Origin of the sequence: Gallaecimonas sp. GXIMD4217 (genome assembly GCF_038087665.1) — a bacterium.
Lineage (GTDB): Bacteria > Pseudomonadota > Gammaproteobacteria > Enterobacterales > Gallaecimonadaceae > Gallaecimonas.
Genome location: NZ_CP149925.1, coordinates 2452141 through 2475064 on the forward strand (window position 1 = coordinate 2452141; position 22924 = coordinate 2475064).

At 63.6% G+C, this 22924-nt stretch carries 22 protein-coding genes; 9 read left to right on the forward strand and 13 right to left on the reverse strand.

What is annotated here, in order from left to right; genetic code table 11:
• Positions 1-118 precede the first annotated feature (118 nt).
• Entirely contained in the window at positions 119-637 is a 519-nt protein-coding gene (locus WDB71_RS12000) for a CAP domain-containing protein (protein ID WP_341501821.1), read from the forward strand.
• A 7-nt stretch (positions 638-644) separates the two neighbouring features.
• On the opposite strand, the gene WDB71_RS12005 is transcribed toward WDB71_RS12000, so the two are convergent.
• Positions 645-818 carry a hypothetical protein gene (locus tag WDB71_RS12005; protein ID WP_341501822.1) on the reverse strand — a complete coding sequence of 58 codons (174 nt, stop codon included), beginning with the start codon at positions 816-818 and terminating at the stop codon, positions 645-647.
• A gap of 105 nt (positions 819-923) precedes the next feature.
• Between WDB71_RS12005 and WDB71_RS12010 the strand changes: the two genes are divergently transcribed.
• A complete protein-coding gene (locus tag WDB71_RS12010; protein ID WP_341501823.1) occupies positions 924-1376 on the forward strand; it encodes an EVE domain-containing protein in 453 nt (150 codons plus the stop codon).
• Between the two features lie 13 nt (positions 1377-1389).
• Here the strand turns inward: WDB71_RS12010 and WDB71_RS12015 are convergent, their stop codons facing one another.
• Entirely contained in the window at positions 1390-1818 is a 429-nt protein-coding gene (locus WDB71_RS12015; protein WP_341501824.1) for an Rrf2 family transcriptional regulator, read from the reverse strand.
• Positions 1819-1924: 106 nt separating this feature from the next.
• Here WDB71_RS12015 and WDB71_RS12020 point away from each other — a divergent pair, with 106 nt between their 5' ends.
• Complete coding sequence (locus tag WDB71_RS12020; RefSeq protein ID WP_341501825.1) at positions 1925-3094, forward strand: NnrS family protein; 1170 nt, start codon at positions 1925-1927, stop codon at positions 3092-3094.
• Positions 3095-3135: 41 nt separating this feature from the next.
• On the opposite strand, the gene phoU is transcribed toward WDB71_RS12020, so the two are convergent.
• Genes phoU through WDB71_RS12040 form a run of 4 tightly spaced genes read right to left on the reverse strand, consistent with a single transcriptional unit; the run spans position 3136 to position 8618 of the window.
• Positions 3136-3849 carry a phosphate signaling complex protein PhoU gene (gene phoU / locus WDB71_RS12025; protein WP_341501826.1) on the reverse strand — a complete coding sequence of 238 codons (714 nt, stop codon included), beginning with the start codon at positions 3847-3849 and terminating at the stop codon, positions 3136-3138.
• A 9-nt stretch (positions 3850-3858) separates the two neighbouring features.
• Positions 3859-4680, reverse strand: coding sequence for a phosphate ABC transporter ATP-binding protein PstB (gene pstB, locus WDB71_RS12030; protein WP_341501827.1), 822 nt, complete (start codon positions 4678-4680; stop codon positions 3859-3861).
• Between the two features lie 18 nt (positions 4681-4698).
• Positions 4699-6351, reverse strand: a complete 1653-nt coding sequence (gene pstA / locus WDB71_RS12035; protein WP_341501828.1) for a phosphate ABC transporter permease PstA — start codon at positions 6349-6351, stop codon at positions 4699-4701.
• A gap of 23 nt (positions 6352-6374) precedes the next feature.
• Positions 6375-8618, reverse strand: coding sequence for an ABC transporter permease subunit (locus tag WDB71_RS12040; RefSeq protein WP_341501829.1), 2244 nt, complete (start codon positions 8616-8618; stop codon positions 6375-6377).
• 135 nt (positions 8619-8753) lie between these two features.
• On the opposite strand from WDB71_RS12040, the gene WDB71_RS12045 reads away from it, so the two are divergent.
• Together WDB71_RS12045 and ppk1 are read left to right on the forward strand one after the other, a co-directional pair.
• Positions 8754-9263 carry an ACT domain-containing protein gene (locus tag WDB71_RS12045; protein ID WP_341501830.1) on the forward strand — a complete coding sequence of 170 codons (510 nt, stop codon included), beginning with the start codon at positions 8754-8756 and terminating at the stop codon, positions 9261-9263.
• 81 nt (positions 9264-9344) lie between these two features.
• The gene (gene ppk1 / locus WDB71_RS12050; RefSeq protein ID WP_341501831.1) at positions 9345-11411 is read left to right on the forward strand and encodes a polyphosphate kinase 1; all 2067 of its coding nucleotides are present in this window, start codon (positions 9345-9347) and stop codon (positions 11409-11411) included.
• Positions 11412-11647: 236 nt separating this feature from the next.
• On the opposite strand, the gene WDB71_RS12055 is transcribed toward ppk1, so the two are convergent.
• The 5 genes from WDB71_RS12055 to WDB71_RS12075 all read right to left on the reverse strand — a co-directional run bounded on the left by WDB71_RS12055 (position 11648) and on the right by WDB71_RS12075 (position 16627).
• Complete coding sequence (locus WDB71_RS12055; protein ID WP_341501832.1) at positions 11648-12622, reverse strand: phosphate ABC transporter substrate-binding protein PstS family protein; 975 nt, start codon at positions 12620-12622, stop codon at positions 11648-11650.
• 71 nt (positions 12623-12693) lie between these two features.
• Positions 12694-14019 (reverse strand): phosphate regulon sensor histidine kinase PhoR, encoded by a 1326-nt coding sequence (gene phoR / locus WDB71_RS12060; RefSeq protein WP_341501833.1) that lies wholly within the window; start codon positions 14017-14019, stop codon positions 12694-12696.
• Between the two features lie 9 nt (positions 14020-14028).
• Entirely contained in the window at positions 14029-14718 is a 690-nt protein-coding gene (gene phoB / locus WDB71_RS12065) for a phosphate regulon transcriptional regulator PhoB (RefSeq protein WP_341501834.1), read from the reverse strand.
• Positions 14719-14886: 168 nt separating this feature from the next.
• A complete protein-coding gene (locus WDB71_RS12070; RefSeq protein ID WP_341501835.1) occupies positions 14887-15861 on the reverse strand; it encodes a porin in 975 nt (324 codons plus the stop codon).
• A gap of 217 nt (positions 15862-16078) precedes the next feature.
• On the reverse strand, positions 16079-16627 hold the full coding sequence (locus WDB71_RS12075) for an O-acetyl-ADP-ribose deacetylase (RefSeq protein WP_341501836.1): 549 nt from the start codon (positions 16625-16627) through the stop codon (positions 16079-16081).
• A gap of 225 nt (positions 16628-16852) precedes the next feature.
• Between WDB71_RS12075 and tal the strand changes: the two genes are divergently transcribed.
• The 3 genes from tal to WDB71_RS12090 all read left to right on the forward strand — a co-directional run bounded on the left by tal (position 16853) and on the right by WDB71_RS12090 (position 19819).
• On the forward strand, positions 16853-17803 hold the full coding sequence (tal, locus tag WDB71_RS12080; RefSeq protein WP_341501837.1) for a transaldolase: 951 nt from the start codon (positions 16853-16855) through the stop codon (positions 17801-17803).
• Between the two features lie 61 nt (positions 17804-17864).
• Positions 17865-19499, forward strand: a complete 1635-nt coding sequence (gene pgi, locus WDB71_RS12085; protein WP_341501838.1) for a glucose-6-phosphate isomerase — start codon at positions 17865-17867, stop codon at positions 19497-19499.
• A 140-nt stretch (positions 19500-19639) separates the two neighbouring features.
• Positions 19640-19819 carry a DUF3545 family protein gene (locus WDB71_RS12090; RefSeq protein ID WP_341501839.1) on the forward strand — a complete coding sequence of 60 codons (180 nt, stop codon included), beginning with the start codon at positions 19640-19642 and terminating at the stop codon, positions 19817-19819.
• A gap of 27 nt (positions 19820-19846) precedes the next feature.
• On the opposite strand, the gene WDB71_RS12095 is transcribed toward WDB71_RS12090, so the two are convergent.
• Together WDB71_RS12095 and ung are read right to left on the reverse strand one after the other, a co-directional pair.
• The gene (locus tag WDB71_RS12095) at positions 19847-20392 is read right to left on the reverse strand and encodes a hemerythrin domain-containing protein (protein ID WP_341501840.1); all 546 of its coding nucleotides are present in this window, start codon (positions 20390-20392) and stop codon (positions 19847-19849) included.
• Between the two features lie 68 nt (positions 20393-20460).
• Positions 20461-21132: a uracil-DNA glycosylase gene (gene ung, locus WDB71_RS12100; RefSeq protein WP_341501841.1), complete on the reverse strand. Its 672-nt coding sequence runs from the start codon at positions 21130-21132 to the stop codon at positions 20461-20463.
• A gap of 103 nt (positions 21133-21235) precedes the next feature.
• Here ung and aceK point away from each other — a divergent pair, with 103 nt between their 5' ends.
• Positions 21236-22912, forward strand: a complete 1677-nt coding sequence (aceK, locus tag WDB71_RS12105) for a bifunctional isocitrate dehydrogenase kinase/phosphatase (RefSeq protein ID WP_341501842.1) — start codon at positions 21236-21238, stop codon at positions 22910-22912.
• Positions 22913-22924 lie beyond the last annotated feature (12 nt).

Below are 22924 nucleotides of genomic sequence, written 5' to 3' on the forward strand. Positions count from 1 at the left end.
TCGTCAAGCCGAAGCCGCCAATTTCCAACAGCGACTCGACTTTCGTGCCGGAGGATATTGTTGCCAGGAACAAATTCCCGCAACCTAACGGCAACACGGCTAACTCAAGGAAGAAGGCATGACCCTGGCGTCCTGGCTGCTGACCGCCGCGCTGGCCACCGTCAACGGCAGTCCCTGTGAGCTCAATCCCCAGGAGCAGCAGCTGGCAAAGATATTGACGGGCTCTGCGGAGCAGCGGCGCCCGCAATTGACCTGCAACCCGCTGCTGGCCAAGGCCGCCCGGGAGAGAGCCAGAATGCTGGCCGAGGCCGGCGAAGTCAGCCACAGGCTGCCCGATGGCCGTGGTCCCAATCAATACCTGCGGGAGCTGGGCTACCCGCTCTGGTCCCTGTTCAGTGGCTTCAATCAGGTCGAGGCCGTCGCCGGCGGCTATGACACGGCCGCCGACGCCTTCGAGCACTTCACCTTTTCCGGGAGCCACAGGCCCCTGGTGCTGGGGGAGGATCCCTACTTTTTACAGCAGGATGAATTCGGGGTCGGCTACCACTACCGGTGGCAGAGCCCCCACGTGCACTACTGGGTGCTGATCCTGGCCAGGCGGGATGAGGTAGAGGATAAGGAAAAGGGCGGCCGATGAGCCGCCCTTATTGATCTTCCGACTCCCAGAGCATGCGCTCGTCAAGGAGCAGGCTGGGATCCAGCTGCTGCATATGGGCCACGAAGGTATGCTGGTTGTTCAGATCCTTGATGGTGACCAGATCGTCGGCCTCATCGATGGCGACGATCCGCCCTATGCCATTGAGACTCTTATAAAACATACCCACGTGCAACCTGTCGCGTGTCACCATGGCCACCGCCTCCGTCTGTTGCTAGGCTGCCAACATAAACATGCTTACACTTTCACTATGGCACAGGGAGCAAAAATGGCCCATTGGCTGATGAAGACCGAGCCGGACGCCTTTTCCATACGGGATCTCAGGGTCATGGAGACCAGTTGCTGGGACGGAGTTCGCAACTACCAGGCACGCAATTTCATGCGGCAGATGCAGATCGGTGACGGCGTCTTCATCTACCATTCCAGCTGCAAGGAGGTGGGCATCGCCGGCATCGCCCGGGTGGTCAAGGCCGCCTACCCCGACCATAGCCAGTTCGATCCCGACTCCCCCTATCACGACCCCAAGGCCAGTCCGGACCAGCCGCGCTGGTTCATGGTCGATGTGGCCTTCGAACGAGCCTTCGACAAGGTCATCCCGCTGTCGCTGCTCAAGGCCAATCCGGCCCTGGCCGAGCTGGCCCTGTGCAAGAAGGGTAGCCGGCTGTCGGTAATGCCGGTATCCGAGCCCGAATGGCAGGCCATATTGGCCATGGCCCCCTGAGCGGGGCCCCAGCCTAGAGGATGCGCTGCTGGGCCGGGAAGGGATCCTCTATGCCCGCCATCATGTCGGCCAGGCTGTACTGGTCCAGCTCCTTGATATAGGCCTGGACGGCGTCATTGAGCCAGTGCTTGAGCCGGCAGATAGGCAGGATGGCGCACCTGGGATTGGCACAATCCACCGCCTTCATGGTGGGCTCGAGCTCCCGCACCAGGGTGCCCATGCGCACCATGCGCGGATCCGCCAGCAGGGTCACGCCGCCGCCCTTGCCGCGGCTGGTCTGCACATAGCCAAGCTGGGCCAGGCGCTGGATGATCTTCACCACATGGTGCTTGGAGAGATCATAGGCCAGGGTGATCTCCTCCACCGGCACCCGCTGCCCCGGCTTCTGGGCCAGGTAGAAGAGGATGCGGATCCCGAAATCGGTGAATTTGGTTAATTGCATATCACTTCCAAAATTGCACAGGATCAACTTTGCTGTGGCCTCCACTTTATCACAAGGCATCACCATGGTATTTGTTGCATATCGAAAACCACTTTAAGGTTTGACCATGATCAACATCACCGACAGAGATGCCCTGCTGAGGACGCCTCCCTACTGGCGGCTGGCATTTAGGCCCTTCTTTTCCCTGGGTGCCCTGGTGGCGGCCCTGCTGATCCCGCTGTGGCTGGCCAGCCTCAACGGCCTGTACAGCCTGCCAAGGCCGGCCCTGTGGTGGCACGGCCACGAGATGCTGCTGGGCTTCGGCCCGGCCATAGTGGCCGGTTTCCTGCTGACGGCGGTACAGAACTGGGTCGGCCGCCCCGGCCTGTCCGGCAAGCCGCTGGTGGCGCTGGTGCTGAGCTGGCTGGCGGCCCGGGTGTTGCTGCTGTTGCCCCTGCCCTGGTATCTGCCGGCCTTCTTCGATCTGGCCTTCAACCTGGGGCTGGTGCTGGCGCTGTGGCACTACCTCAAGGGCCCCAACCAGAAACACAACCGGCTGCTGGTGCTGCTGCCGGCGCTGCTGCTGCTCCTGAACGGCGCCAGCTACGGCCTGCTGGCCGATCAGGCCCTGAGCCACAGCCGTAACCTGTGGCTGGCGGTGCTGGTCTGGTTCTGCCTGGTGATGGTGGTGATCGGCACCAGAGTGATGCCCTTCTTCACGGCCCGTCGCGCCGGCCTGGAAACCCCGGAGCGCAACCTCAAGGTGATGAAGCTGACCCTGGTGGCCCTGGCCGCCACCGCCGGCTGCTGGCTGGCCGGCCTGGATGTGGCCATCTGGCGCTGGCCGGCACTGATCGCCGCCGCCCTGCTGCTGTGGCCCCTGAAGGATTGGTACCAGAAGGTGATCTGGCAGGAGCCGCTGCTGTGGAGCCTGTGGCTGGCCTGGCTGAGCCTGCCCCTGGGCCTGGTGTTGCTGGCCTTCCTGCCCCAGCACCAGAGTGCCATTTTGCACCTGCCGGCCATCGGCGGCATGGGCCTGATGATGCTGGGCATGATGATGCGGGTCAGCCTGGGCCACACCGGCCGCTTCGTGTACGGCCCGCCGCGCCTGGGCTGGCTGCTGGTGCTGCTCTTTGCCGGCGCCCTGCTCCGCGCCTTCCTGCCCCTGGCCCAGCCGGCCTTGTCCAACTGGGCCTGGCTGCTGGCCGGTGGCTGTTGGGTGCTGGCCTTCGGCGGCTTCTTCCTCCGTTACCTGCCCATGCTGGCCAGTGCCCGGGTGGACGGCCAGCCCGGCTAGGCGCAGGCCCCATCAAAAAAGGCGCCTTGCGGCGCCTTTTCTTATTCCAGCACGTTCTTCTTTATCTGTTCCCGTGAGATGTGGCGGATGTCCTTGCCCTTGACGAAGTAGATGATGTATTCGCAGATGTTCTGGCAGCGGTCACCGATGCGCTCCAACGCCCGGGCCGCCCAGACCACCTCCATGACCTTGGGGATGGAACGGGGATCTTCCATCATGTAGGTCATCAGCTCCCGGAACAGCGACTCGTACTCGCGATCGACACGCACGTCCTCGGCGTGCAGGGCCAGGGCAGCATCCACATCCATGCGGGCAAAGGCGTCCAGGGTGTCGCGCATCATCTTCAGCACGTGGCGGGCCATGGACTCCAGGCTCACCAGCAGGGTGGCCTGCTGGCTGGAGTAGCTGGCCAGGGCGATCTTGGCGATGCGCTCGGCGGTATCGCCGATGCGCTCCAGATCGGCGATGGTCTTGATGATGGCGAGCAGCAGGCGCAGATCCGAGGCCGCCGGCTGGCGCTTGGCGATGATGCGGGTGCATTCCTCGTCGATGGCCACTTCCATGGTGTTGACCTTGCGGTCGCCCTCGATGACCTGCTCGGCCAGGGCGGCATTGCGCTCATGCACGGCGCGGATGGCGTCTTCCAGCTGCTGCTCCACCAGGCCGCCCATGGTCAGTACCTGGTTGCGCACGAACTCCAGCTCCTGGTTGAACTGGCCGGAAATGTGCTTGTTCAGATTCAGGTTGGTTTCCATGGTCTCTCCTTAGCCGTAACGACCGGTGATGTAGTCTTCGGTCTTCTTCTTGCTGGGGGTGGTGAAGATGCTGTTGGTATCGGCATATTCGATCAGCTCGCCCATGTACATGAAGGCGGTCTGGTCGGACACCCGCGCCGCCTGCTGCATGTTGTGGGTCACGATGACCACAGTGTACTTTTCCTTGAGGTCGTTGATCAGCTCTTCGATGGTCAGGGTGGAGATGGGATCCAGGGCCGAGGTGGGCTCGTCCAGCAACAGCACCTCGGGCTCGATGGCGATGGCCCGGGCGATGACCAGACGCTGCTGCTGACCGCCGGACAGGCCGAAGGCGTTGTCGTGGAGGCGGTCCTTCACTTCCTCCCACAGGGCCGCGCCCTTGAGGGAGCGCTCCACCGCCTCGTCCAGCACCCGGCGGTCGTTGATGCCCTGCAGGCGCAGGCCGTAGACCACGTTCTCGTAGATGGACTTGGGAAAGGGGTTGGGACGCTGGAACACCATGCCCACCTGGCGGCGCAGGGCGGCCACGTCGACGCGGCGGTCGTAGATGTTCTCGCCGTGCAGGTCAATCTGGCCCTCGATGCGGCAGATGTCCACCAGATCGTTCATGCGGTTGATGCAGCGCAGCAAGGTCGACTTGCCGCAGCCGGAGGGGCCGATGAAGGCGGTCACCTGGCCCTTGGGAATGCGCATGGAGATGTCGTAGAGGGCCTGCTTCTCGCCGTAGAAGAGGTTCAGGTTCTTGATCTCGAGCGCGGTCTTGTCGGCCGGCAGGTTGGCCAGATCCAGTTTCACGTTGTCGGTGATGTTCTCGGGGTTTACAGAAATCATCTTAGTCACCATTAAGCCTTAGTGTTCCAGCGCCCGGAATTTTTCGCGCAGATGGTTGCGGATGCCGATGGCCGTGATGTTCAGGCCAACAATAACGGTTACCAGCAGGAAAGCGGTGGCGTAGACCAGGGGCCTGGCCGCCTCCACGTTCGGGCTCTGGAAGCCCACGTCATAGATATGGAAGCCCAGGTGCATGAACTTGCGGTCCAGGTGCACGAAGGGGAAGTTGCCGTCCACCGGCAGGGTCGGGGCTATCTTCACCACACCCACCAGCATCAGCGGCGCCACCTCGCCGGCGGCCCGGGCCACGGCCAGGATCAGGCCGGTCATGATGGCCGGGCTGGCCATGGGAATGACGATGCGCCACAGGGTCTCGGCCTTGGTGGCGCCCAGGGCCAGGGAGCCCTGGCGCACCGCCGAGGGGATCCGGGTCAGGCCTTCCTCGGTGCTGACGATGACCACCGGCAGCGTCAGTATGGCCAGGGTCAGGGCCGACCAGATCACCCCCGGGGTGCCGAAGGTGGGATTGGGCAGGGCCTCGGGGTAGAACAGCTCGTCGATGGAGCCGCCCAGCATGTAGACGAAGAAGCCCAGGCCGAACACCCCGTAGACGATGGAGGGCACACCGGCCAGGTTGATCACGGCGATGCGGATCACCTTGGTGATGGCGTTCTTGCCGGCGTATTCGTGCAGGTAGATGGCGGCCACCACGCCGAAAGGGGTGACGATCACCGCCATCAGCATCACCATGAACACGGTGCCGAAGATGGCCGGGAAGACGCCGCCCTCGGTGTTGGCCTCGCGGGGATCGTCGCCGACGAACTTGCCCAGCTGCACGAAGTAGCGGCCCAGCTTGGCGAAGAAGCCCATGTCGTTGGGGAAGCTGACGTCCAGCAGGCGGTCTATGGGCAGGGTCACCTCCTGGCCGCGCATGTCGCGCACCACGACGGCGTCGCCCTGGTCCTGGGCGCGCAGCTTGAACAGCTGCTTTTCCAGCACCCGGTACTCGTCCTCGAGACGCTGGCGCTCGGCGTCTATCTCGGCCTTGGCCTCGGCGCTCAGCTCGCCGTCCAGCGCCAGGCTACGCTCTTTCAGGCGCAGGCGCTCCAGCTGGTAGTTGACCTTGCCGATGTCCCCCTCCTGGAGCTCGGCCTGCTGGTCGCGCAACGCGTTGGCGGCGTCGATACGGGCCTCGATGGCGCCGTGCAGATCGTCGCCGGCGACGCGCTCGCCGTCTTCCACCAGGGCCACCGGGAAACCGTAGAAGTTGCCGTCGCTGGTGCGTTCGAACACCGCCAGGCCCTTGGGCGCTTCACGCTGGGCGATCTCGGTCTCCACTATCCATCGAAAGTCCAGATCCACGTATTCCCTGTTACCCGTCTTGATCAGGTAACGGCTGACCAGCTCGCTGTCGATGCCTTCCAGCTTCATGCCGGTGCCACGCAGGCGCTCGGTGGGCACCTGCTCGCGATCGTAGATCTCGCCTATGACCACATAGGGCTGGCCCACCTCAGGGTTGACCTGGAACTCGTAGACGCTGGCCGGCCAGAAGTAGCTCAGGCCACGCCAGGCGATCAGCAGCAGCAGACCCAGTACGGAGATCAGGCTCAGGCTGACGGCCCCTGCCGTCATCCAGATCCAGGGTGAGCCGGATTTAAACCACGTTTTCATCACAATCCTCGTCTCGACTGGGTTTACATGGAGCTGTATTTGTCACGGAGGCGCTGGCGCACGAACTCGGCCACCGTGTTGAAGAAAAAGGTGAACACGAACAGCACGAAGGCGGCCAGGAACAGCACCCGGTAGTGGGAGCTGCCCACCTCGGATTCCGGCATTTCCACGGCGATGTTGGCGGACAGGGTCCGCATGCCCTCGAAGATGTTCCAGTCCATGATGGGGGTGTTGCCGGTGGCCATCAGCACGATCATGGTCTCGCCCACGGCGCGGCCCAGGCCCATCATCACCGCGGAGAAGATGCCGGGGCTGGCGGTCAGCAGCACCACCCGGCTCAGGGTCTGCCAGGGGGTGGCGCCCAGGGCCAGGGAGCCCTGGGTCAGGTGCTTGGGCACCGAGAACACCGCATCTTCGGCAATGGAGAAGATGGTGGGGATCACCGCGAAGCCCATGGCGATGCCCACCACCAGGGAGTTGCGCTGGTCGAAGTCGATACCCAGCTCGTTGGTCAGGTAGAGACGGGCGTTGCCGTCAAAGAACCACTGCTCCAGGGCCGGGCTGATGGCGAAGCACAGCCAGCCCACCAGCAGCAGCACCGGCAGCAGTATGATGGCGTCCCAGCCCTCAGGCAGCTTGTGGCGGATGGACTGGGGCATCTTGTGCCAGGCAAAGGCGGTGCAGAGGATGGCCAGGGGCATGATCAGCAGCAGGGCCAGCACGCCGGGCAGGTTTTCCTCCAGCAGCGGCGCCAACCACAGGCCGGCCAGGAAGCCCAGGATCACCGTCGGCAGCGCCTCCATGATCTCCACCGTCGGCTTGACCACCTTGCGCATGCCGGGCGACATGAAATAGGCGGTGTAGATGGCGCCGGCCAGGGCCAGGGGGGTGGCGAACAGCATGGCGTAGAAGGCGGCCTTGATGGTACCGAAGGAGATGGGCACCAGGCTCAGCTTGGGCTCGAAATCGTCGGAGGCGGAGGTGGACTGCCAGATATAGTCCGGCTCCTCGTAGCCTTCATACCAGATCTCGCCCCACAGGGCCTGCCAGCTCACCTCGGGGTGCTCGTTCTCGACCGCGAAGTAGCGGATCTGGTCGCCGACCTGGGCGATCAGGGCGCTGGCCCTGGGCGAGAAATTGAGCAGCTGCCACTGGCCGTCCACCAGCCTTTCGCTGAGCAGCTCGGTCTCGCCGGTGGCATGGAACAGCGCCAGGTGGCCGTCGTGCTGGGCGGCCACGAAGGTCTTGCGGTACAGCTCGGCGGCCAGCTGGGACACCGCGTGCTCGGTCTGGAACTGGCGGGCCTTGACGAACTTGCGGCCTTCCGGGGTGGCGGCCTGGAACCACTGGCTCACCTTGCCCAGGCTGTCACCCACCAGCAGGGAGCTGCCGCCGGACAGCAGGGTCATGTCGGTCACCCTGACGTCCCGGCCGGTCACGTCCAGCACCTGCTCCAGCTCGGCCTCGTCGATATCGGACACGTCGTAGACCAGCACCCGGCGCTGGCCCTGCACGAACAGGCGGCGCAGATCCGGGGTCAGCAGCAGGCGACCGACCTGGACGCCGTCCAGCTGCAGCTCCACGTGTTCCTGGCTCCATTCCACCTCTTCGGTGATGAAGTTCTCCTCGGCCACGAAGCGGGTCAGCACCAGGCGGCCGCCTGCGTGGTAGCTGGCGGCCATGGCGCCTTCGTCATTGTGCTCGAAGGCCAGCCTGGACGGGGCCTGGCCCTTGGGATCCAGGGTCCAGTAGCGGTCTTCGAGGGGGTATTCGATGACGGGGGTCAGCTGGCGGACGTTGTTCGGGAAACTGACATCCATGTCGGGCTTGATGATCTTGACCCGGCCGTCGGCGGTGGCCAGGGCCAGTTCGCCCCGGACCGGCATGGTCTGGGCCACCTGGACTATCTCGGTGCCCTCCAGCAGGCTCTGGGTATCCAGCACCTCGCCGGCGGGCTTGCCTTCGCCAAGGTCCTGGGCACGGAAGAACACCATCTGGCCCCGGTCGGTGAGGCGATAGGCGATTTCGTTCTTTTCCTCTATGCCCAGGTAGAGGCTGCTGCCCTCACCGGGCAGGGCATAGCTGGCCTGCTGTTCGATATGGGCGCCGCGGAAGATGGGGGCCACCACGTAGAGCAGGTAGAAGAAAATCAACAACAGGGCCACCAGCACCATGGTGCCACCCAGGGTGACACCGTACCTGGCGAGCTTGTCTTTGACGAGCCGGCGGTTCCCGGCCGACAGGGTCAAAGCTTGTGCTTCCGACATGAAAACCTCAAGACGAGCCAAAAAAGACGCGGGAAGTATATGGAAGTTTTATGACAACCAGGTTACATGACCCGGCACTTTACAGTACCGGGGCGGGATGCTAACCCTTGAAGAAGAGTACAAAAGGAGCCGCCCATGCGCCATCTCGCCCTGTGTATTTTCGGACCGGACCGACCCGGCATTGTCGAAAAGATCTCCCGCCTGGTATTCGATTTCCAGGGACATTGGCAGGGGGCCAGCCTGGCCCACCTGGCCGGCCGCTTCGCCGGCATCATAGAGGTGCAGGTGCCGGACGAGCAACGTCCCGCCTTCGAGGCCGCCCTGCACGAGCTGGAGGAACTGGACATCCGCATCGCCGAGGGCCAGCAGATGCCGGGCCAGCCAGGCAAGGGCTATGGCCTGAAGCTGTCGCTGGTGGCCAACGACAGGCCGGGCATCGTCCAGGAGCTGACCCACAACCTGGGCCACTTCGACGTCAACATCGAGGAAATGAGCACCCAGAGGGAGCCGGCCCACAACTACGGCGAACTGTTCCGGGCCCAGGCCAGGCTCAGGGTGCCGCTCAATGTCAGCGAGGACGACATCCGTACCCGCCTGGAAGGGGTGGCCGACGACTGGATGCTGGAGTTGGAGCGCCTCGACTAGCGCATCGTCATTTTTCTGTCATATTCAAGGGGATAGCGGCTCTTAAAATGGAGCCGCCATCGGCTTACAGGACGTCATCACATGAGCCCCCATGTCCCCCTGCTGCCCAAAGAACTGAGCTGGCTGTCCTTCAACGAACGCGTCCTGCAGGAGGCCGCCGACAGGACGGTACCCATCATCGAGCGGATCCGCTTCCTCGGCATCTACTCCAACAACATGGACGAGTTTTTCCGGGTGCGGGTGGCCGACGTGCGCCGCCGGGTGCTGCTGCACGAGGAAAGGGGCGGCGATGCCGAGGCCCGCGAGCTGCTGGCCGACATCCAGCACAAGGTGATGGCCCTGCAGGAGCGCTTCGATACCCTCTACCGGGAGTGCCTGATCAGCCTGGCCCGCTACAACATCTTCCTGGTCAACGAAGATCAGCTCAGCGACGAGCAGAAGCTGTGGCTGCAGCAGTATTTCGACGACAAGATCCAGCGCCATATCGCCCCCATTATCATCTCCCCCGGTGTCGACCTGGTGAAATGCCTTAAGGACGACGCCACCTACCTGGTGGTGGAGATCCGCAAGGGCGAGCGCCTGGATTTCGCCATGGTGGAGATCCCGGCCAACTCGGTGCCCCGCTTCGTCCTGCTGCCCGGGGAAAAGGGCCGCCAGCGCAAGACCCTGGTGCTGCTGGACAACATCATCCGTACCTGCCTGGGCCAGATCTTCGACGGCTTCTTCGAGTTCGACTCGCTCAGGGCCTATTCCATGAAGATGACCAGGGACGCCGAATACGATCTGGAGAACGAGATCTCCATGAGTCTGGTGGAGCAGATGTCCCTGGGCCTCAAGCAGCGCCTCACCGCCGAGCCGGTGCGCCTGGTCTACGACCGTGACATGCCCCAGGCCATGCTGGACATGTTGGTGGAACAGCTCGGCATCTCCAACATCGACGCCATGGTGCCCGGCGGCCGCTACCACAACTTCAAGGATTTCATCGGCTTTCCCAACGTCGGCCGGCGCTACCTGGAGTACGCCAAGCTGCCGGCCCTGACCAGCCGCGCCTTTGCCAGCCACAAGACGGTGTTCGACGCCATCCGCGCCCAGGACATCCTGCTTTATTACCCCTACCACAAGTTCCGCCACCTGACCGAGTTCATCCGCCAGGCCGCCTTCGATCCCAAGGTCACCGCCATCAAGCTCAACATCTACCGGGTGGCCAGGGAGTCGCGGATCATCAAATCGCTGGTGGACGCCGCCAACAACGGTAAGCAGGTACTGGTGGTGGTGGAGCTGAGGGCCCGTTTCGACGAGGCCTCCAACATCGAATGGGCCAGGCACCTGACCGAGCACGGCATCAAGGTGGCCTTCGGCATCCCCAGCCTCAAGGTCCATTCCAAGCTGTGCGTGGTGCACCGCCAGGAAGCAGACGGCCTCAGGCGCTATGTGCACATAGGCACCGGCAACTTCCACGAGAAGACCGCCAAGTTCTACACCGACTTCGCCCTGCTGAGCTGCCAGGCGGAGATAAGCCTTGAGGCGGACAACGTCTTCGACTTCATCATCAACGCCTACAAGCGCTTCAAGTTCAACCACCTGCTGGTGTCGCCGGTCAACGCCAGGCGCCGCCTGCTGCAGCTGGTGGACCACGAGATAGACAACGCCAAGAAAGGCCTGGTCGCCGCCATCACCCTCAAGGTCAACAACCTGGTGGACAGGGAGATGATCCAGCGCCTCTACCACGCCAGCCAGTGCGGGGTACGGATCCGGCTGATCGTGCGCGGCATGTGCTCGCTCAAGGCCGGCGTCCCGGGCCTCTCCGACAATATCCAGGCCATCAGCGTGGTGGACCGTTTCCTGGAGCACCCCAGGGTGATGGTGTTTCACAACGGCGGCGAACCGCAGCTCTACATCGGCTCGGCGGATCTGATGGCCCGCAACCTGGACAAGCGGGTCGAGGTATCCACGCCCATCCTGGATCCCGTGCTCAGGCAGCGCATCATCGATATCCTGGCCATACAGTTCAGTGATACCACCAAGGCCAGGGTACTGGATGCCGAGCAGAGCAACCCCTATGTGAAGCGGGGCAACAGGCGCAAGATCCGCTCGCAGATCGCCATCCACGACTACCTGCGCACCCTCGAACAAGACCAGGATGAATGAAGAGCCCAACCCGCTGAGCCGCGTCGACCTGGGCGCCAACGCCTTCCAGCTGCTCACGCCCTTCGCATCCTCGCCAAGGAGCAGGTGCGGCCGGCCCCTGGTCCTGGACTGAAGCCGAAGCCGCAGCAAGAAAGGCCGGGCAGCAGCCCGGCCTTTTTAAGCGTCCCAAAAAAAGCCGGGCTGGAAAATCCAGCCCGGCCACAACCCTATTGTGCTTGTCAGCTCCAGGGAGAAGCTTACAGCTCGATGCCCAGGGCCTTCAGCTCCTTGGCAACCACGGCCTTCGGCAGGGGGATGTAACCGTCTTTGGCAACGATTTCCTGACCCTGCTTGGACAGCACCAGCTTCAGGAACTCAACCTGCATGGGGTCCAGCGGCTTGTTGGGGTGCTTGTTGACGTAAACGTACAGGTAGCGGGACAGCGGGTACTTGCCGGTGGCGGCGTTCTCGGTGGTGGCTTCGATGAAGTGCTTGCCGTCCTTGGACAGGGGCAGAGCACGCACGCCGGAGGTCTTGTAGCCGATACCGGAGTAGCCCAGGGCGTTCAGGGAAGCGGACACGGACTGCACCACGGAGGCGGAGCCGGGCTGCTCGTTGACGGTGTTCTTGAAGTCACCCTTACACAGGGCCTTCTTCTTGAAGTAGCCGTAGGTGCCGGATACGGAGTTGCGGCCGTACAGCTGGATGTCCTTGTTGGCCCACTCGCCGGACAGGCCCAGATCGCCCCAGCGGTTGATGGCCTTGTCGGCACCGCACTTGATGGTGGCGGAGAAGACGCCGTCAACCTGCTCCATGGTCAGGCCCTTGATGGGGTTGTCCTTGTGGGCGAACACGGCCAGGGCGTCGATGGCAACGCGAACGGCGGTGGGCTTGTAGCCGAAGCGCTTCTCGAAGGCCTCTTCTTCCTTGGACTTCATCTTGCGGCTCATGGGGCCGAACTGGGAAGTGCCTTCGGTCAGGGCCGGCGGAGCAGTGGAGGAACCGGCGGCCTGGATCTGGATGTTGACGTTCGGGTACTGGCGCTCGAACTCTTCTGCCCAGAAGGTCATCAGGTTGGCCAGGGTGTCGGAACCAACAGAGGACAGGTTACCGGAGATACCGGTGGTCTTCTTGTACTCGGGCAGGCTCTTGTCAACGCCGGCCATGGCGCCGGTGGCGAATACGGTGGCTGCGGACAGACCCAGGGCACCAACCAGTTGCTTCAGTTTCATTTGTTTTCGCTCCATTAAGCGGTAGTGAATTCCGTTAGCGGTGCCCATTGTTGTGGGCGGACGTGACAAGCCTATGACCCGTTGATGACACTTTGATGACGCCCCGCTTCCACCAGCTCCTTGGGCAGGCGAAAGGCGAATACGCTGCCGCGGCCCACCTCGGAGTCGATCTCCAGGCGGGATCTGTGGCGACTGAGCACATGCTTGACGATGGCCAGGCCCAGGCCGGAACCGCCGGTGTTGCGGCTGCGGGCCCTGTCGACCCGGTAGAAGCGCTCGGTCAGGCGCAGCAGGTGTTCGGGGGCGATGCCGTCGCCGTTGTCGGTGACCGAGAAGCGGGCGCTGCCGTCGGCTTCCCGCTGCCAGCGCACAAGGATCTCGCCGCCCGGTGGCGTATAGTGGATGGCGTTGGCCACCAGGTTGCTGAAGGCGGACATCAGCTGATCGCCGTCGCCATGGACCCTGAGCTCGGCCACCTCGAAGCTCAGCCTGTGGCCCTTGTCGGCATTGAGGGTTGCCATCTCCGCCTCCAGCCGGCCCAGCAGCGACGGCACGTCCACCAGCCGCTCCTGATCCTGCTCGTTGCCCCCCTCCAGCCTGGACAGCGCCAGCAGCTGCTCCACCAGGCTGTCCATGCGGGCCACCTGGTCGCTCATCATGTGATGGGGCCGTGCCCAGGGGCTGTCCGGCAGGCGGGGATCCTCGCCGATCATCTCCAGGTAGCCGCGCAGCACCGTCAAGGGCGTGCGCAACTCGTGGGAGACGTTGGCCACGAAGTCCCGGCGCATCTGCTCCAGCTGCTGCAGCCGGGTCACGTCCCTGGCCACCAGCAGGGTCTCGTTGGCGGTATAGGGAATGATGCGCAGCTCCAGGAAGGATTCGCTGCTGACGGGCGACGGCACCACCAGGGGTTCGCTGAAGCTGTTCTTGTTCAGGTAGCGGACGAACTCGGGGCGCCGCAGCAGGTTGTCCAGGCGCTGGCCGGCGTCGTCCGGCCACTGCACCCCCAGGATATGGGTGGCCAGCTTGTTGGACCAGACGATCTCCCGCTCCTCGTTGAACACCACCACCGCATCCGGCAGGGCTTCGGTGCCCTCCCTGAAGCGCTTGAGCAGCTTGCCCAGCTCCTTGCGGCGCTTGAGGTTCTTGCGCTGCAGGAAGTAGATGCCGTCGAAGATGTACTGCCAGGTGCCGCTGCCCCGAGGTGGGGAGAACTGGCGGCCGTCCCACAGCCACTTCAACAGGGCGATGAGCTGGCGGTAGTGCCAGGCCAGCAGGCCCAGGGCGCCTACCAGCATGGCCGGCAGGGGCTGGCCAAGCAGCATGCCGAAGCCGGCCCAGGCCAGGAAATAGGCGGCCAGGCTCCAGCCCAGCCGCCACAGTGAAAAGGCGTGCATTCAGTCTACTCAGATACGGCTGGAGAAACGGTAACCGGCACCGCGCACCGTCTGTACCAGCTTGTCGTGGCCATGGCTCTCCAGGGCCTTGCGCAGGCGGCGGATGTGGACATCCACCGTCCTGTCTTCCACATAGACATTGGTACCCCAGACGTTGTCCAGCAGCTGCTCGCGGCTGTAGACCCGCTCCGGGTGGGTCATGAAGAAGTGCAGCAGCTTGAATTCGGTGGGGCCCATGTCGATGGGTTCCTCGTGGGCGGTGACCCTGTGGGAGACCGGATCCAGGCGCAGGCCACGCACGTCTATGACATCATCGACGCTGGTGGGGGCGACCCGGCGCATCACCGCCTTGATGCGAGCCATCAGCTCCCGGGGCGAGAAGGGCTTGGTGATGTAGTCGTCGGCGCCCACTTCCAGGCCCCGCACCTTGTCTTCTTCCTCGCCGCGGGCGGTGATCATGATGATGGGGATCTGGCGGGTAAATTCATTGCTCTTGAGGTTCTTGGCCAGCTGCAAACCGGAGCCGCCGGGCAGCATCCAGTCCAGCAGGATCAGATCCGGATAGGGCTCCACCACCCTGGCCTGAGCCGTTTCAATGTCTTCGGCCTCGATCGCTTGATAGCCGTGCTGATCCAGCACAAAGGACAGCATCTCGCGGATCGGCGCCTCATCTTCTACGATAAGCACTCTTCTCGCCATGGGTTCATCCCGTTCCCTTAATTCAGACAGCTGCCATTATTCTGGACCATTGTGACAGTTTTATGACCTACACGCAGAAAAAACGTCACAAAAAGTACATTAAGCAATTGTAATAAAAAGAAAAAGGGAGAGCAGACGCTCTCCCTTTTCTGACCGTGAGGACGGGGTTTAGAACTTGTGTTCGATACCCAGGCCCAGGTAGTCGTGATCTTCCTTGCCCGCTTCCTCGAAGGAGAAGGTGGAATAGAAGCCGAATACCTTGGTGGACTTGCCCAGCTTGTAGTCGACACCGGCGGAGATCACGTCACCGGCGGCCTTCTTCTTGCCGAAGGTCATGTCGGTATCCTGGTACTGCAGCTTGAAGGTGGTGGCGCCCAGCTTGTAGGCGGCGTTGACCAGGTAGCCGTCTTCGTCCTTGCCGCCGGCAGACTTCTCGGACTGCTGGTACATGCCGCCCAGGATGAAGTCGCCGATCTTGCCGTTGACGGTGGCGCGCACGGTGTCCAGACCGGCGACGTCGTCGTCATAGGCGATAGAGGCGAAGAGGTTGGACTTCTTGAACTTGGCGTCGCCGTACATCAGCGCCAGGGAGTAGCCGTCGGTGCGGTCGCCTTCGGACTTCTCGCGCTGCTTGGAATTGTCTTCGGTGATGTAGCTGACGCCGGCCTGGAACATGCCGAACTTGGGCGTCTTGTAGGTCACGGAGTCGCCCAGGCGATTCTCGCCACCGAACAGCTGCTTGATGTCGGCTTCCAGGTCGTTGAACAGGTCGATCTTGCCCTGGGACTGCTTGAGCAGGGTGTCGTTGCGACCCACCAGCACCTCACCGAAGTTGCCCTTCAGGCCAACGTACTGGTTACGGGCCTTGATCTGGTCGTCGGAGCTGTCGCCCTTGTCCTGGTCGGCAACATTCACTTCCCACTCGATCTTGTAGACGGCGGACAGCTCCTCGGACAGGGCCAGCTCGCCCTTGACGCCGAAGCGGGAGGCATTGCTGACGACTTCGGTCTCGGACTGGCCTTCGTCGGAATCCTGTACGGTCACGTTCAGTTTGCCGTATACGGTCATGGCGTCGTCGGCCAGGGCGGCGGAGGACATGCCCAGCAGGGCGGCAACGGCAAGAGCGGTCTTAGCAACTTTCATGTTCTTTCCCCAAAGTTTTCTTCAGTCCTTAAAGGACAAGTTCCGTGTTTGAACGGCGCACATAGTGACAGAGCTATATGACATTTTTATGTCGTGAAGCTTATAGATCGCGATCAAACTTCCTGCCACCAGCTGGCAGCCCCCCAATGTTAATTTCATGTAACAAATGGAAGCCGCAAGTGGCTAAGGGGAAAGGATTTTTCCGGGGCCAAACGATTCAGTCAAGGGCCTGTGCCGCCAGCAACCTGGCCATGATGTCGGCATCCCGTTCGGCAAAGGCCACCAGGCTGACCGATTTCAGGCCGCTGCCCTGGCGGCAATGGCTGGCAATGGCGTCCAGGGCGATGCGGATCGCCTCCTCCAGCGGGTAGCCGTAGACGCCACAGCTGATGGCGGGAAAGGCCAGGCTGGTGCAGCCCTGCTGCTCGGCCAGAGCCAGGGAACGTTCGTAGCAGGAGGCCAGCAGCTCGGGCTCGCCGCGCCCGCCGCCGTGCCAGACCGGCCCCACGGTGTGGATCACCCACCTGGCCGGCAACGCAAAACCCGGGGTCAGCTTGGCATCGCCGGTGGCGCAGCCGCCCAGTTTGGCGCAATGGGCCTTGAGTTCGGGCCCTGCGGCCCTGTGGATGGCGCCGTCCACGCCACCGCCGCCCAGCAGGCTGTTGTTGGCGGCATTGACGATGGCATCCACGGCCAGGGTAGTGATGTCCCCCTGGAGGGTCTGCAGCCGTCCCCAGGCCGTATCCTTTACGTAAATCTCTTTCATTCCACCACCTCATCCGACCAGTTGAGATGAAAGCGTTTTCGCCATTTTTATTTCAAATCCATGGCTGAAAAGGACTTTTCATGCTTATAAGATGCGGGGCAAAGGCCGCTGCCGCGGCCATCCTGAAAACCAGTTTCAGGATGGTCATGAAGCTACCAGGACGCTCGCCGGCACCGCCCTTTTCAACCACACTCTATTCTGTAGTTCAGCACAGCGAGAACCACCATGGCCAACCAACTCGAGCAACTCAAAGCCCTGACCACGGTAGTGGCGGACACCGGTGAGATCGATGCCATCCGTCGCTATCAGCCCATGGATGCCACCACCAACCCGTCCCTGATCCTCAAGGCCGCCCAGTTGCCGGAGTATGCCAGCCTCATCGACGACGCCATCCATTGGGCCAAGGCCCAGGACAACGGCGACAGCGTCCTGGAAAACGCCATGGACAAGCTGGCCGTGAACATCGGCGTCGAGATCCTCAAGCTGGTGCCGGGCCGCATTTCCACCGAAGTGGATGCCCGCCTCTCCTACGATACCCAGGCCACCATCGCCAAGGCCCGCAAGCTGGTCGAACTGTACGAGCAGGCCGGCGCCGGCCGCGACCGCATCCTGATCAAGATGGCCTCCACCTGGGAAGGCATTCGCGCCGCCGAGGTGCTGGAAAAGGAAGGCATCCAGTGCAACCTGACCCTGCTGTTCTCCTTCGCCCAGGCCAGGGCCTGCGCCGAGGCCGGCGTCTACCTGATCTCGCCCTTCGTGGGCCGCATCCTCGACTGGTACAAGGCCAACGGTGACCAGGCCGAGTACGGTGCCGAGGAGGATCCGGGCGTGCTGTCGGTCAAGGCCATCTACGACTACTACAAGCGCCACCAGTACGACACCGTGGTGATGGGCGCCTCCTTCCGCAATGTCGGCGAGATCCTGGAACTGGCTGGCTGCGACCGCCTCACCATAGGCCCGGGCCTGCTGGCCGAGCTGGAGGCCGCGGATGCCCCCGTCGAGGCCAAGCTGACGCCCAGCGGCGAAACGGCCCAGCGCCCTGCCCCCATGACCGAGGCCCAGTTCCGCTGGGAGCACAACCAGGATCCCATGGCCGTGGAAAAACTGGCGGAAGGCATTCGCAAATTCGCGGAAGATCAGGAAAAATTGCAATCCATGCTGGCCGAGCGTATCTAAGGCCAACAAGGAAGAAGAACGGTCACCTGCGGGTGGCCGTTTGGTTTGAGAGGAAGACAAGATGACAGCACTGACCCGCCTGCCCGGTTACGCCGCCCTCGAGGCCCGCAAGGACAGCCTGCCGCCCCTGCGCACCCTGTTCGAACAGGATCCCGGCCGGGGCCGCCGCCTGTCGGTGGAAGCGGCCGGCCTGTACCTGGACTACTCCAAGAACTGGGTGGACGACGAGATCCTGTCCCTGCTCTGCCAGCTGGCCGACCAGGCCGAACTGCCGGCCAGGATCCAGGCCCTGCTCGGCGGCGAGCCCATCAACCACACCGAGGGCCGGGCCGTGCTGCACACCGCCCTGCGCGGCAGTGCCGATGCCAACGTCAGCGTCGACGGCACGCCGGTGCTGGCCGAGGTCAACGCCACCCTGGCCCGCATGGGCGCCTTCGTGGCCGAGGTCCTTGAAGGCCGCTGGACCGGCTTCACCGGCAAGGCCATCACCGACGTGGTCAGCATCGGCATCGGCGGCTCCTTCCTGGGCCCCAAGGTGATGACCGAGGCCCTCAAGCCCTATTGGCAACACAAGGTGCGGGTGCATTTCGTGGCCAACGTGGACGGCACCGCCATCAGCGACAAGCTCAAGGGGCTGGATCCCGAAACCACCCTGTTCGTGACCGCCTCCAAGTCCTTCACCACCCAGGAGACCCTGAGCAACAGCCTCAGCGCCCGGGCCTGGCTGGAGCGGGCCGGCGCCGGCTTCGCCGATCTGGCCAAGCACTTCGTGGCCGTCACCGCCAATATTCCCAAGGCCGAGGCCTTCGGCATCAAGGCCGAGAACTGCTTCCCCATGTGGGACTGGGTCGGCGGCCGCTACTCCATGTGGTCCGCCATCGGCCTGCCCATCGCCCTGGCCATCGGCATGGAGCATTTCCAGGGCCTGCTGGCCGGCGCCAGGGCCATGGACAGCCACTTCGCCAGCGCGCCCCTGGCCGAAAACATGCCGGTCCTGATGGCCCTGCTGGGCGTCTGGTACACCAATATCCACGGCGCCCAGTCCCATGTGCTGCTGCCCTATGACCACTACCTGCGCGCCTTCCCGGCCTATGTGCAGCAGCTGGACATGGAATCCAACGGCAAGAGCTGCACCCGCGGCGGCGAGACGGTGGACTACGCCACGGGCCCGGTGATCTGGGGCTCCGAGGGCACCAACGGCCAGCACGCCTTCCACCAGCTGCTGCACCAGGGCCAGCTGCTGGTGCCGGCGGACTTCATACTGCCGCTGAAGAGCCACAACCCCCTTGGCGATCACCACGCCATGCTGGCCGCCAACTGCTTCGCCCAGAGCCAGGCGCTGATGCAGGGCAAGACCCTGGCCGAGGCCGAGGCCGAGCTGAAGGCCCAGGGCCTGGACCAGCAGCAGGTAGCCTTCCTGGCCCCCCACAAGGTCATGGCCGGCAACAGGCCCTCCAACACCCTGCTGATGGAAAAGCTCACCCCCGAAACCCTGGGCGCCCTGGTGGCCCTGTACGAGCACCGTACCTTCGTCCAGGGTGTGCTCTGGGATCTCAACTCCTTCGATCAGTGGGGCGTGGAGCTTGGCAAGGTGCTGGGCCAGGGGATCCTGGACAAGCTCAAGGCCAGGGATGCCAAGCTGGATCTGGACGGCTCCACCAACGAGCTGGTGGCCCGCTTCCGCCAGAGCAAATGACGGCAACGGCCAGTAAAAAGGGCGCCCTGGGGCGCCCTTTTTTGTTCTGTCGCAACATGCCTGTAACAAAGTTGTTTTAATTTCCAGCACTGCATGGTATCTATTTCGGTGAAAACAACACCAAGAGCATAGGAGGTTCCATGGACCAGGTGCAGGATATGCAGGGTGCCCTCAGTGGGGATAAGCGCGAAACGAGGGGCCGTAACAAGAAACGCCGCTGGCGCGAGATTGAGGCGATCAAGGAGCGGTTCCGCCTCAAGAAGGAGCTGGAAGACATCGACTGGAGCCATGACTACCGGCTCGAGGAACTGGAATTCTAAGAAAAAGCCCGGCTCTCGCCGGGCTTTTCAGTCTTCGCTTTCCTCGTTCAGCCGCGACCACAGGGCCTGGTAGCTGGCCTTGACCTCGATGCCGAACAGGGGATCCTTCTCGGTCTTCTCCTTCAGCCGCTGGCCGAAGCTATCCCAGTCCTGGCTTTCCATGGCCTGCTCCAGGGCCGGGAACAGTTCACCTTCCTCGAAACGCATGTGCTCGCGCTGGTGGGCCACATAGTTTTCCAGCGCCGCCAGCACCTCGTCCTTGGGCACCACGGCGTCCATCATCACCATGTCCACCAGTTGCCGCAGGCTGCCGGTATCCTCGGAAAGCGCCTTGTGCTGCTTGCGGATCTCGTCGCCCAGGGATGGATCGGCGAACTTTTCCCCCACGGCGTCCAGCAACAGCTCCTCCTCGGCATGGTGGACCTGATCGGCGTAGTGGTAGAGGTAATCCAGGATATCGCGAACCAGATCGAACCTGACCACCTGCTCGGCCCGCAGGGCGGCCGCCTTGGCATCCAGCACCGCCAGCAGGCGCCTGATATTACTGTGATCGCGACGCAGAAGATCCAGCATGGCTAACTCCGAAACAGGGCTTACCCAGTGATCATAGTCAGCCAGCCGGTCCCTTGCTAAAGGTCGATTCAGATCTGCCAGTCGATGGGGCCCTGGCCCTGGCGCATCAGCAGGGCGTTGGCCTGGGAGAAATGGCGGCAACCGAAGAAGCCCCGGTGCGCCGACAGCGGCGACGGATGGGGCGCGGTCAGCACATGGTGGCGGTTGCGGTCGATGATACGGCCCTTCTTCTGGGCATGGCTGCCCCAGAGCAGGAACACCAGCCCTTCCCGATGCTCATTGAGGGCCGCCACCACGGCATCGGTAAAGGTTTCCCAGCCCCAGCCGGCATGGGCATGGGCCTGGCCCGCCGCCACCGTCAGCACCGCATTGAGCAGCAGCACCCCCTGCTTGGCCCAGTCGGTCAGGCAGCCGTGCTCGGGCAGCTGGAAGCCGGGAATGTCCTGGGCCAGCTCCTTGAACATGTTCTGCAGTGACGGCGGCACCTTGATGCCGGGCTGCACCGAGAAACACAGGCCATGGGCCTGATCCGGGCCGTGATAGGGATCCTGGCCCAGGATCACCACCTTGACCCGGTCGAAGTCGGTGTACTTGAAGGCGTTGAAGACGGCCTCGGCCGGCGGGTAGATGGTCTGGCCCTGGTCCCTGGCCTGCTGGACCCTGGCCAGCACATCCTGGAAGTAGGGCTTCTGCTTTTCTGCTCCCAGTACATCTGACCAGGATTGGGGGGCTGTCGTCATGGGCATCCTTCTGGGCCTGTTTGCCGGCCGCTAATGCTGCCCGAGCCGGCCAGCAGGTGCAAGGGGCGCCACCTTCAGGCATGCTGGAGGCAAAGGAGGAGAGATGTCGACCACGATAACAATAACATCGGCCTTCGAAAGCCACTGGCGACGCTTCAATGCCCTGACCGAGCAGGCCTACCGGGCCTTCGCCGAGGGTGACTGGGCCGGCCTGCAGGCCCTTTGCCGCCAGCGCTTCGACTGTCACGACGCCCAGGTGCAGGCGCTCAGCCAGGCCATCCCGGCCGATCTCGACTGGCCACAGCTGGCCAGGGACTACCAAACCCGGCTGGCGGCGCACCCGACCCGGGAGCTGGCGCTGACCTTCTTCAATTCCCTCTATGCCCGCTGCCGCCCCCACTGCGACTGGGTCCCCTTTGGCCAGGAGCTGCTGCATCAGCCCATCACCGGCACCCAGCCCTACCGCCGCTACGGCCTGAGCGGCAAGCTCAGCCACCTGATAGCCCGGCTCCTGGACGACGCCGGGCTGCCGCTGCCCCTGGCCGATGCCAGGGGCGACATCCGCCGCATCGCCCGCAGCCTGAGGCGCCAGCTGCTGCCGCTGCTGGAACAAAGCGACTACCCGCTGCACCTGGATCTGCTGGCCCAGCCCTTCCTGCGCAACAAGGGCCTCTACCTCATCGGCCGCATCAACCTGGACAGCGGCCTGGTGCCCTTCGCCCTGGCCCTGGTGCGCACCGAGCAGGGCCGGCTCCGCGCCGACGCCCTGCTGCTCAAGCGCGAGCACCTGTCCATCCTGTTCGGCTTCGCCCGCTCCGACTTCCTGGTGCAGAGCCCCTGCCCGGCCGAGCTGGTGCGCTTTTTGGCCAGCCTGGTGCCCCAGAAGCCCCTGTCCGAGCTCTATGCCGCCCTGGGCCATTACAAGCAGGCCAAGACCATGCAGTACAGCGAGCTGGTCACCGCCCTCAGGGCCGGCCAGAGCCGCTTCGTGCCGGCGCCGGGCATTCGGGGCATGGTGATGGCGGTGTTCATGCTGGAGCGGCATGACAAGGTGTTCAAGGTGATCCGCGACAGCTTCCCCCACACCAAGTCCATCAGCCACGAACAGGTGGTGGAGCGCTACCGGCTGGTCCAGCGCCACGACAGGGTCGGGCGCATGGCCGACACCCAGGAGTTCGTGGATCTGCGCCTGCCCCTGGCCAGGGTCGACCAGGCGGTGCTGGACGAGCTGTTGAGCAGCTGCTCCCAACGGGTGGCCGTGGAAGGCGATACCCTGGTGCTCAGGCATTGCTTCACCGAGCGGCGCATGTGGCCCCTGAACCTGCTGCTGCAGGAAGCCGACATGCCACAGCGGGAGGCCGCCCTGGCCGACTACGGCCAGGCCCTCAAGGACATCGCCGCCGCCGGCCTCTTCCCCGGCGACATGCTCTACAAGAACTTCGGGGTGACCCGCCATGGCCGGGTGATCTTCTACGACTACGACGAGCTCTGCCCCCTGGACGAGGTGCGCTTTCGGGAGCTGCCCAAAGGCACCGGCGATCCCCAGCAGCAGGGTGCCGAACCCTGGTTCGCGGTGGCCCCGGGCGACGTCTTCCCCGAGGAGTTCCGCCACTTCCTCTGCGCCCGCCCGGAGGCGGCCCGGGTCCTGCTACGGCAGCATCCCGAGCTGTTCACTCCCGCCTTCTGGCGCCAGGCCCAGCAGGACGCCGCGCACGGGCACATGGCCGATCTCTTTCCCTATCCCGAGCAGCTGCGCTTTGGCGACGGCCATCGGGATTGATAGACTGGCAAC

Excerpts from the sequence above, each read along its gene's own strand:
- aceK (WP_341501842.1), top strand. The coding sequence starts at position 21,236 with ATGTCGACCACGATAACAATAACATCGGCCTTCGAAAGCCACTGGCGA.
- tal (WP_341501837.1), top strand. The coding sequence starts at position 16,853 with ATGGCCAACCAACTCGAGCAACTCAAAGCCCTGACCACGGTAGTGGCG.
- ppk1 (WP_341501831.1), top strand. The coding sequence starts at position 9,345 with ATGAGCCCCCATGTCCCCCTGCTGCCCAAAGAACTGAGCTGGCTGTCC.
- pgi (WP_341501838.1), top strand. The coding sequence starts at position 17,865 with ATGACAGCACTGACCCGCCTGCCCGGTTACGCCGCCCTCGAGGCCCGC.
- WDB71_RS12040 (WP_341501829.1), bottom strand. The coding sequence starts at position 8,618 with ATGTCGGAAGCACAAGCTTTGACCCTGTCGGCCGGGAACCGCCGGCTC.
- WDB71_RS12010 (WP_341501823.1), top strand. The coding sequence starts at position 924 with ATGGCCCATTGGCTGATGAAGACCGAGCCGGACGCCTTTTCCATACGG.
- pstB (WP_341501827.1), bottom strand. The coding sequence starts at position 4,680 with ATGATTTCTGTAAACCCCGAGAACATCACCGACAACGTGAAACTGGAT.
- phoR (WP_341501833.1), bottom strand. The coding sequence starts at position 14,019 with ATGCACGCCTTTTCACTGTGGCGGCTGGGCTGGAGCCTGGCCGCCTAT.
- WDB71_RS12070 (WP_341501835.1), bottom strand. The coding sequence starts at position 15,861 with ATGAAAGTTGCTAAGACCGCTCTTGCCGTTGCCGCCCTGCTGGGCATG.
- WDB71_RS12015 (WP_341501824.1), bottom strand. The coding sequence starts at position 1,818 with ATGCAATTAACCAAATTCACCGATTTCGGGATCCGCATCCTCTTCTAC.
- pstA (WP_341501828.1), bottom strand. The coding sequence starts at position 6,351 with ATGAAAACGTGGTTTAAATCCGGCTCACCCTGGATCTGGATGACGGCA.
- ung (WP_341501841.1), bottom strand. The coding sequence starts at position 21,132 with ATGACGACAGCCCCCCAATCCTGGTCAGATGTACTGGGAGCAGAAAAG.
- WDB71_RS12090 (WP_341501839.1), top strand. The coding sequence starts at position 19,640 with ATGGACCAGGTGCAGGATATGCAGGGTGCCCTCAGTGGGGATAAGCGC.
- phoU (WP_341501826.1), bottom strand. The coding sequence starts at position 3,849 with ATGGAAACCAACCTGAATCTGAACAAGCACATTTCCGGCCAGTTCAAC.
- WDB71_RS12000 (WP_341501821.1), top strand. The coding sequence starts at position 119 with ATGACCCTGGCGTCCTGGCTGCTGACCGCCGCGCTGGCCACCGTCAAC.
- WDB71_RS12020 (WP_341501825.1), top strand. The coding sequence starts at position 1,925 with ATGATCAACATCACCGACAGAGATGCCCTGCTGAGGACGCCTCCCTAC.
- WDB71_RS12055 (WP_341501832.1), bottom strand. The coding sequence starts at position 12,622 with ATGAAACTGAAGCAACTGGTTGGTGCCCTGGGTCTGTCCGCAGCCACC.
- WDB71_RS12095 (WP_341501840.1), bottom strand. The coding sequence starts at position 20,392 with ATGCTGGATCTTCTGCGTCGCGATCACAGTAATATCAGGCGCCTGCTG.
- WDB71_RS12075 (WP_341501836.1), bottom strand. The coding sequence starts at position 16,627 with ATGAAAGAGATTTACGTAAAGGATACGGCCTGGGGACGGCTGCAGACC.
- WDB71_RS12045 (WP_341501830.1), top strand. The coding sequence starts at position 8,754 with ATGCGCCATCTCGCCCTGTGTATTTTCGGACCGGACCGACCCGGCATT.
- phoB (WP_341501834.1), bottom strand. The coding sequence starts at position 14,718 with ATGGCGAGAAGAGTGCTTATCGTAGAAGATGAGGCGCCGATCCGCGAG.
- WDB71_RS12005 (WP_341501822.1), bottom strand. The coding sequence starts at position 818 with ATGTTTTATAAGAGTCTCAATGGCATAGGGCGGATCGTCGCCATCGAT.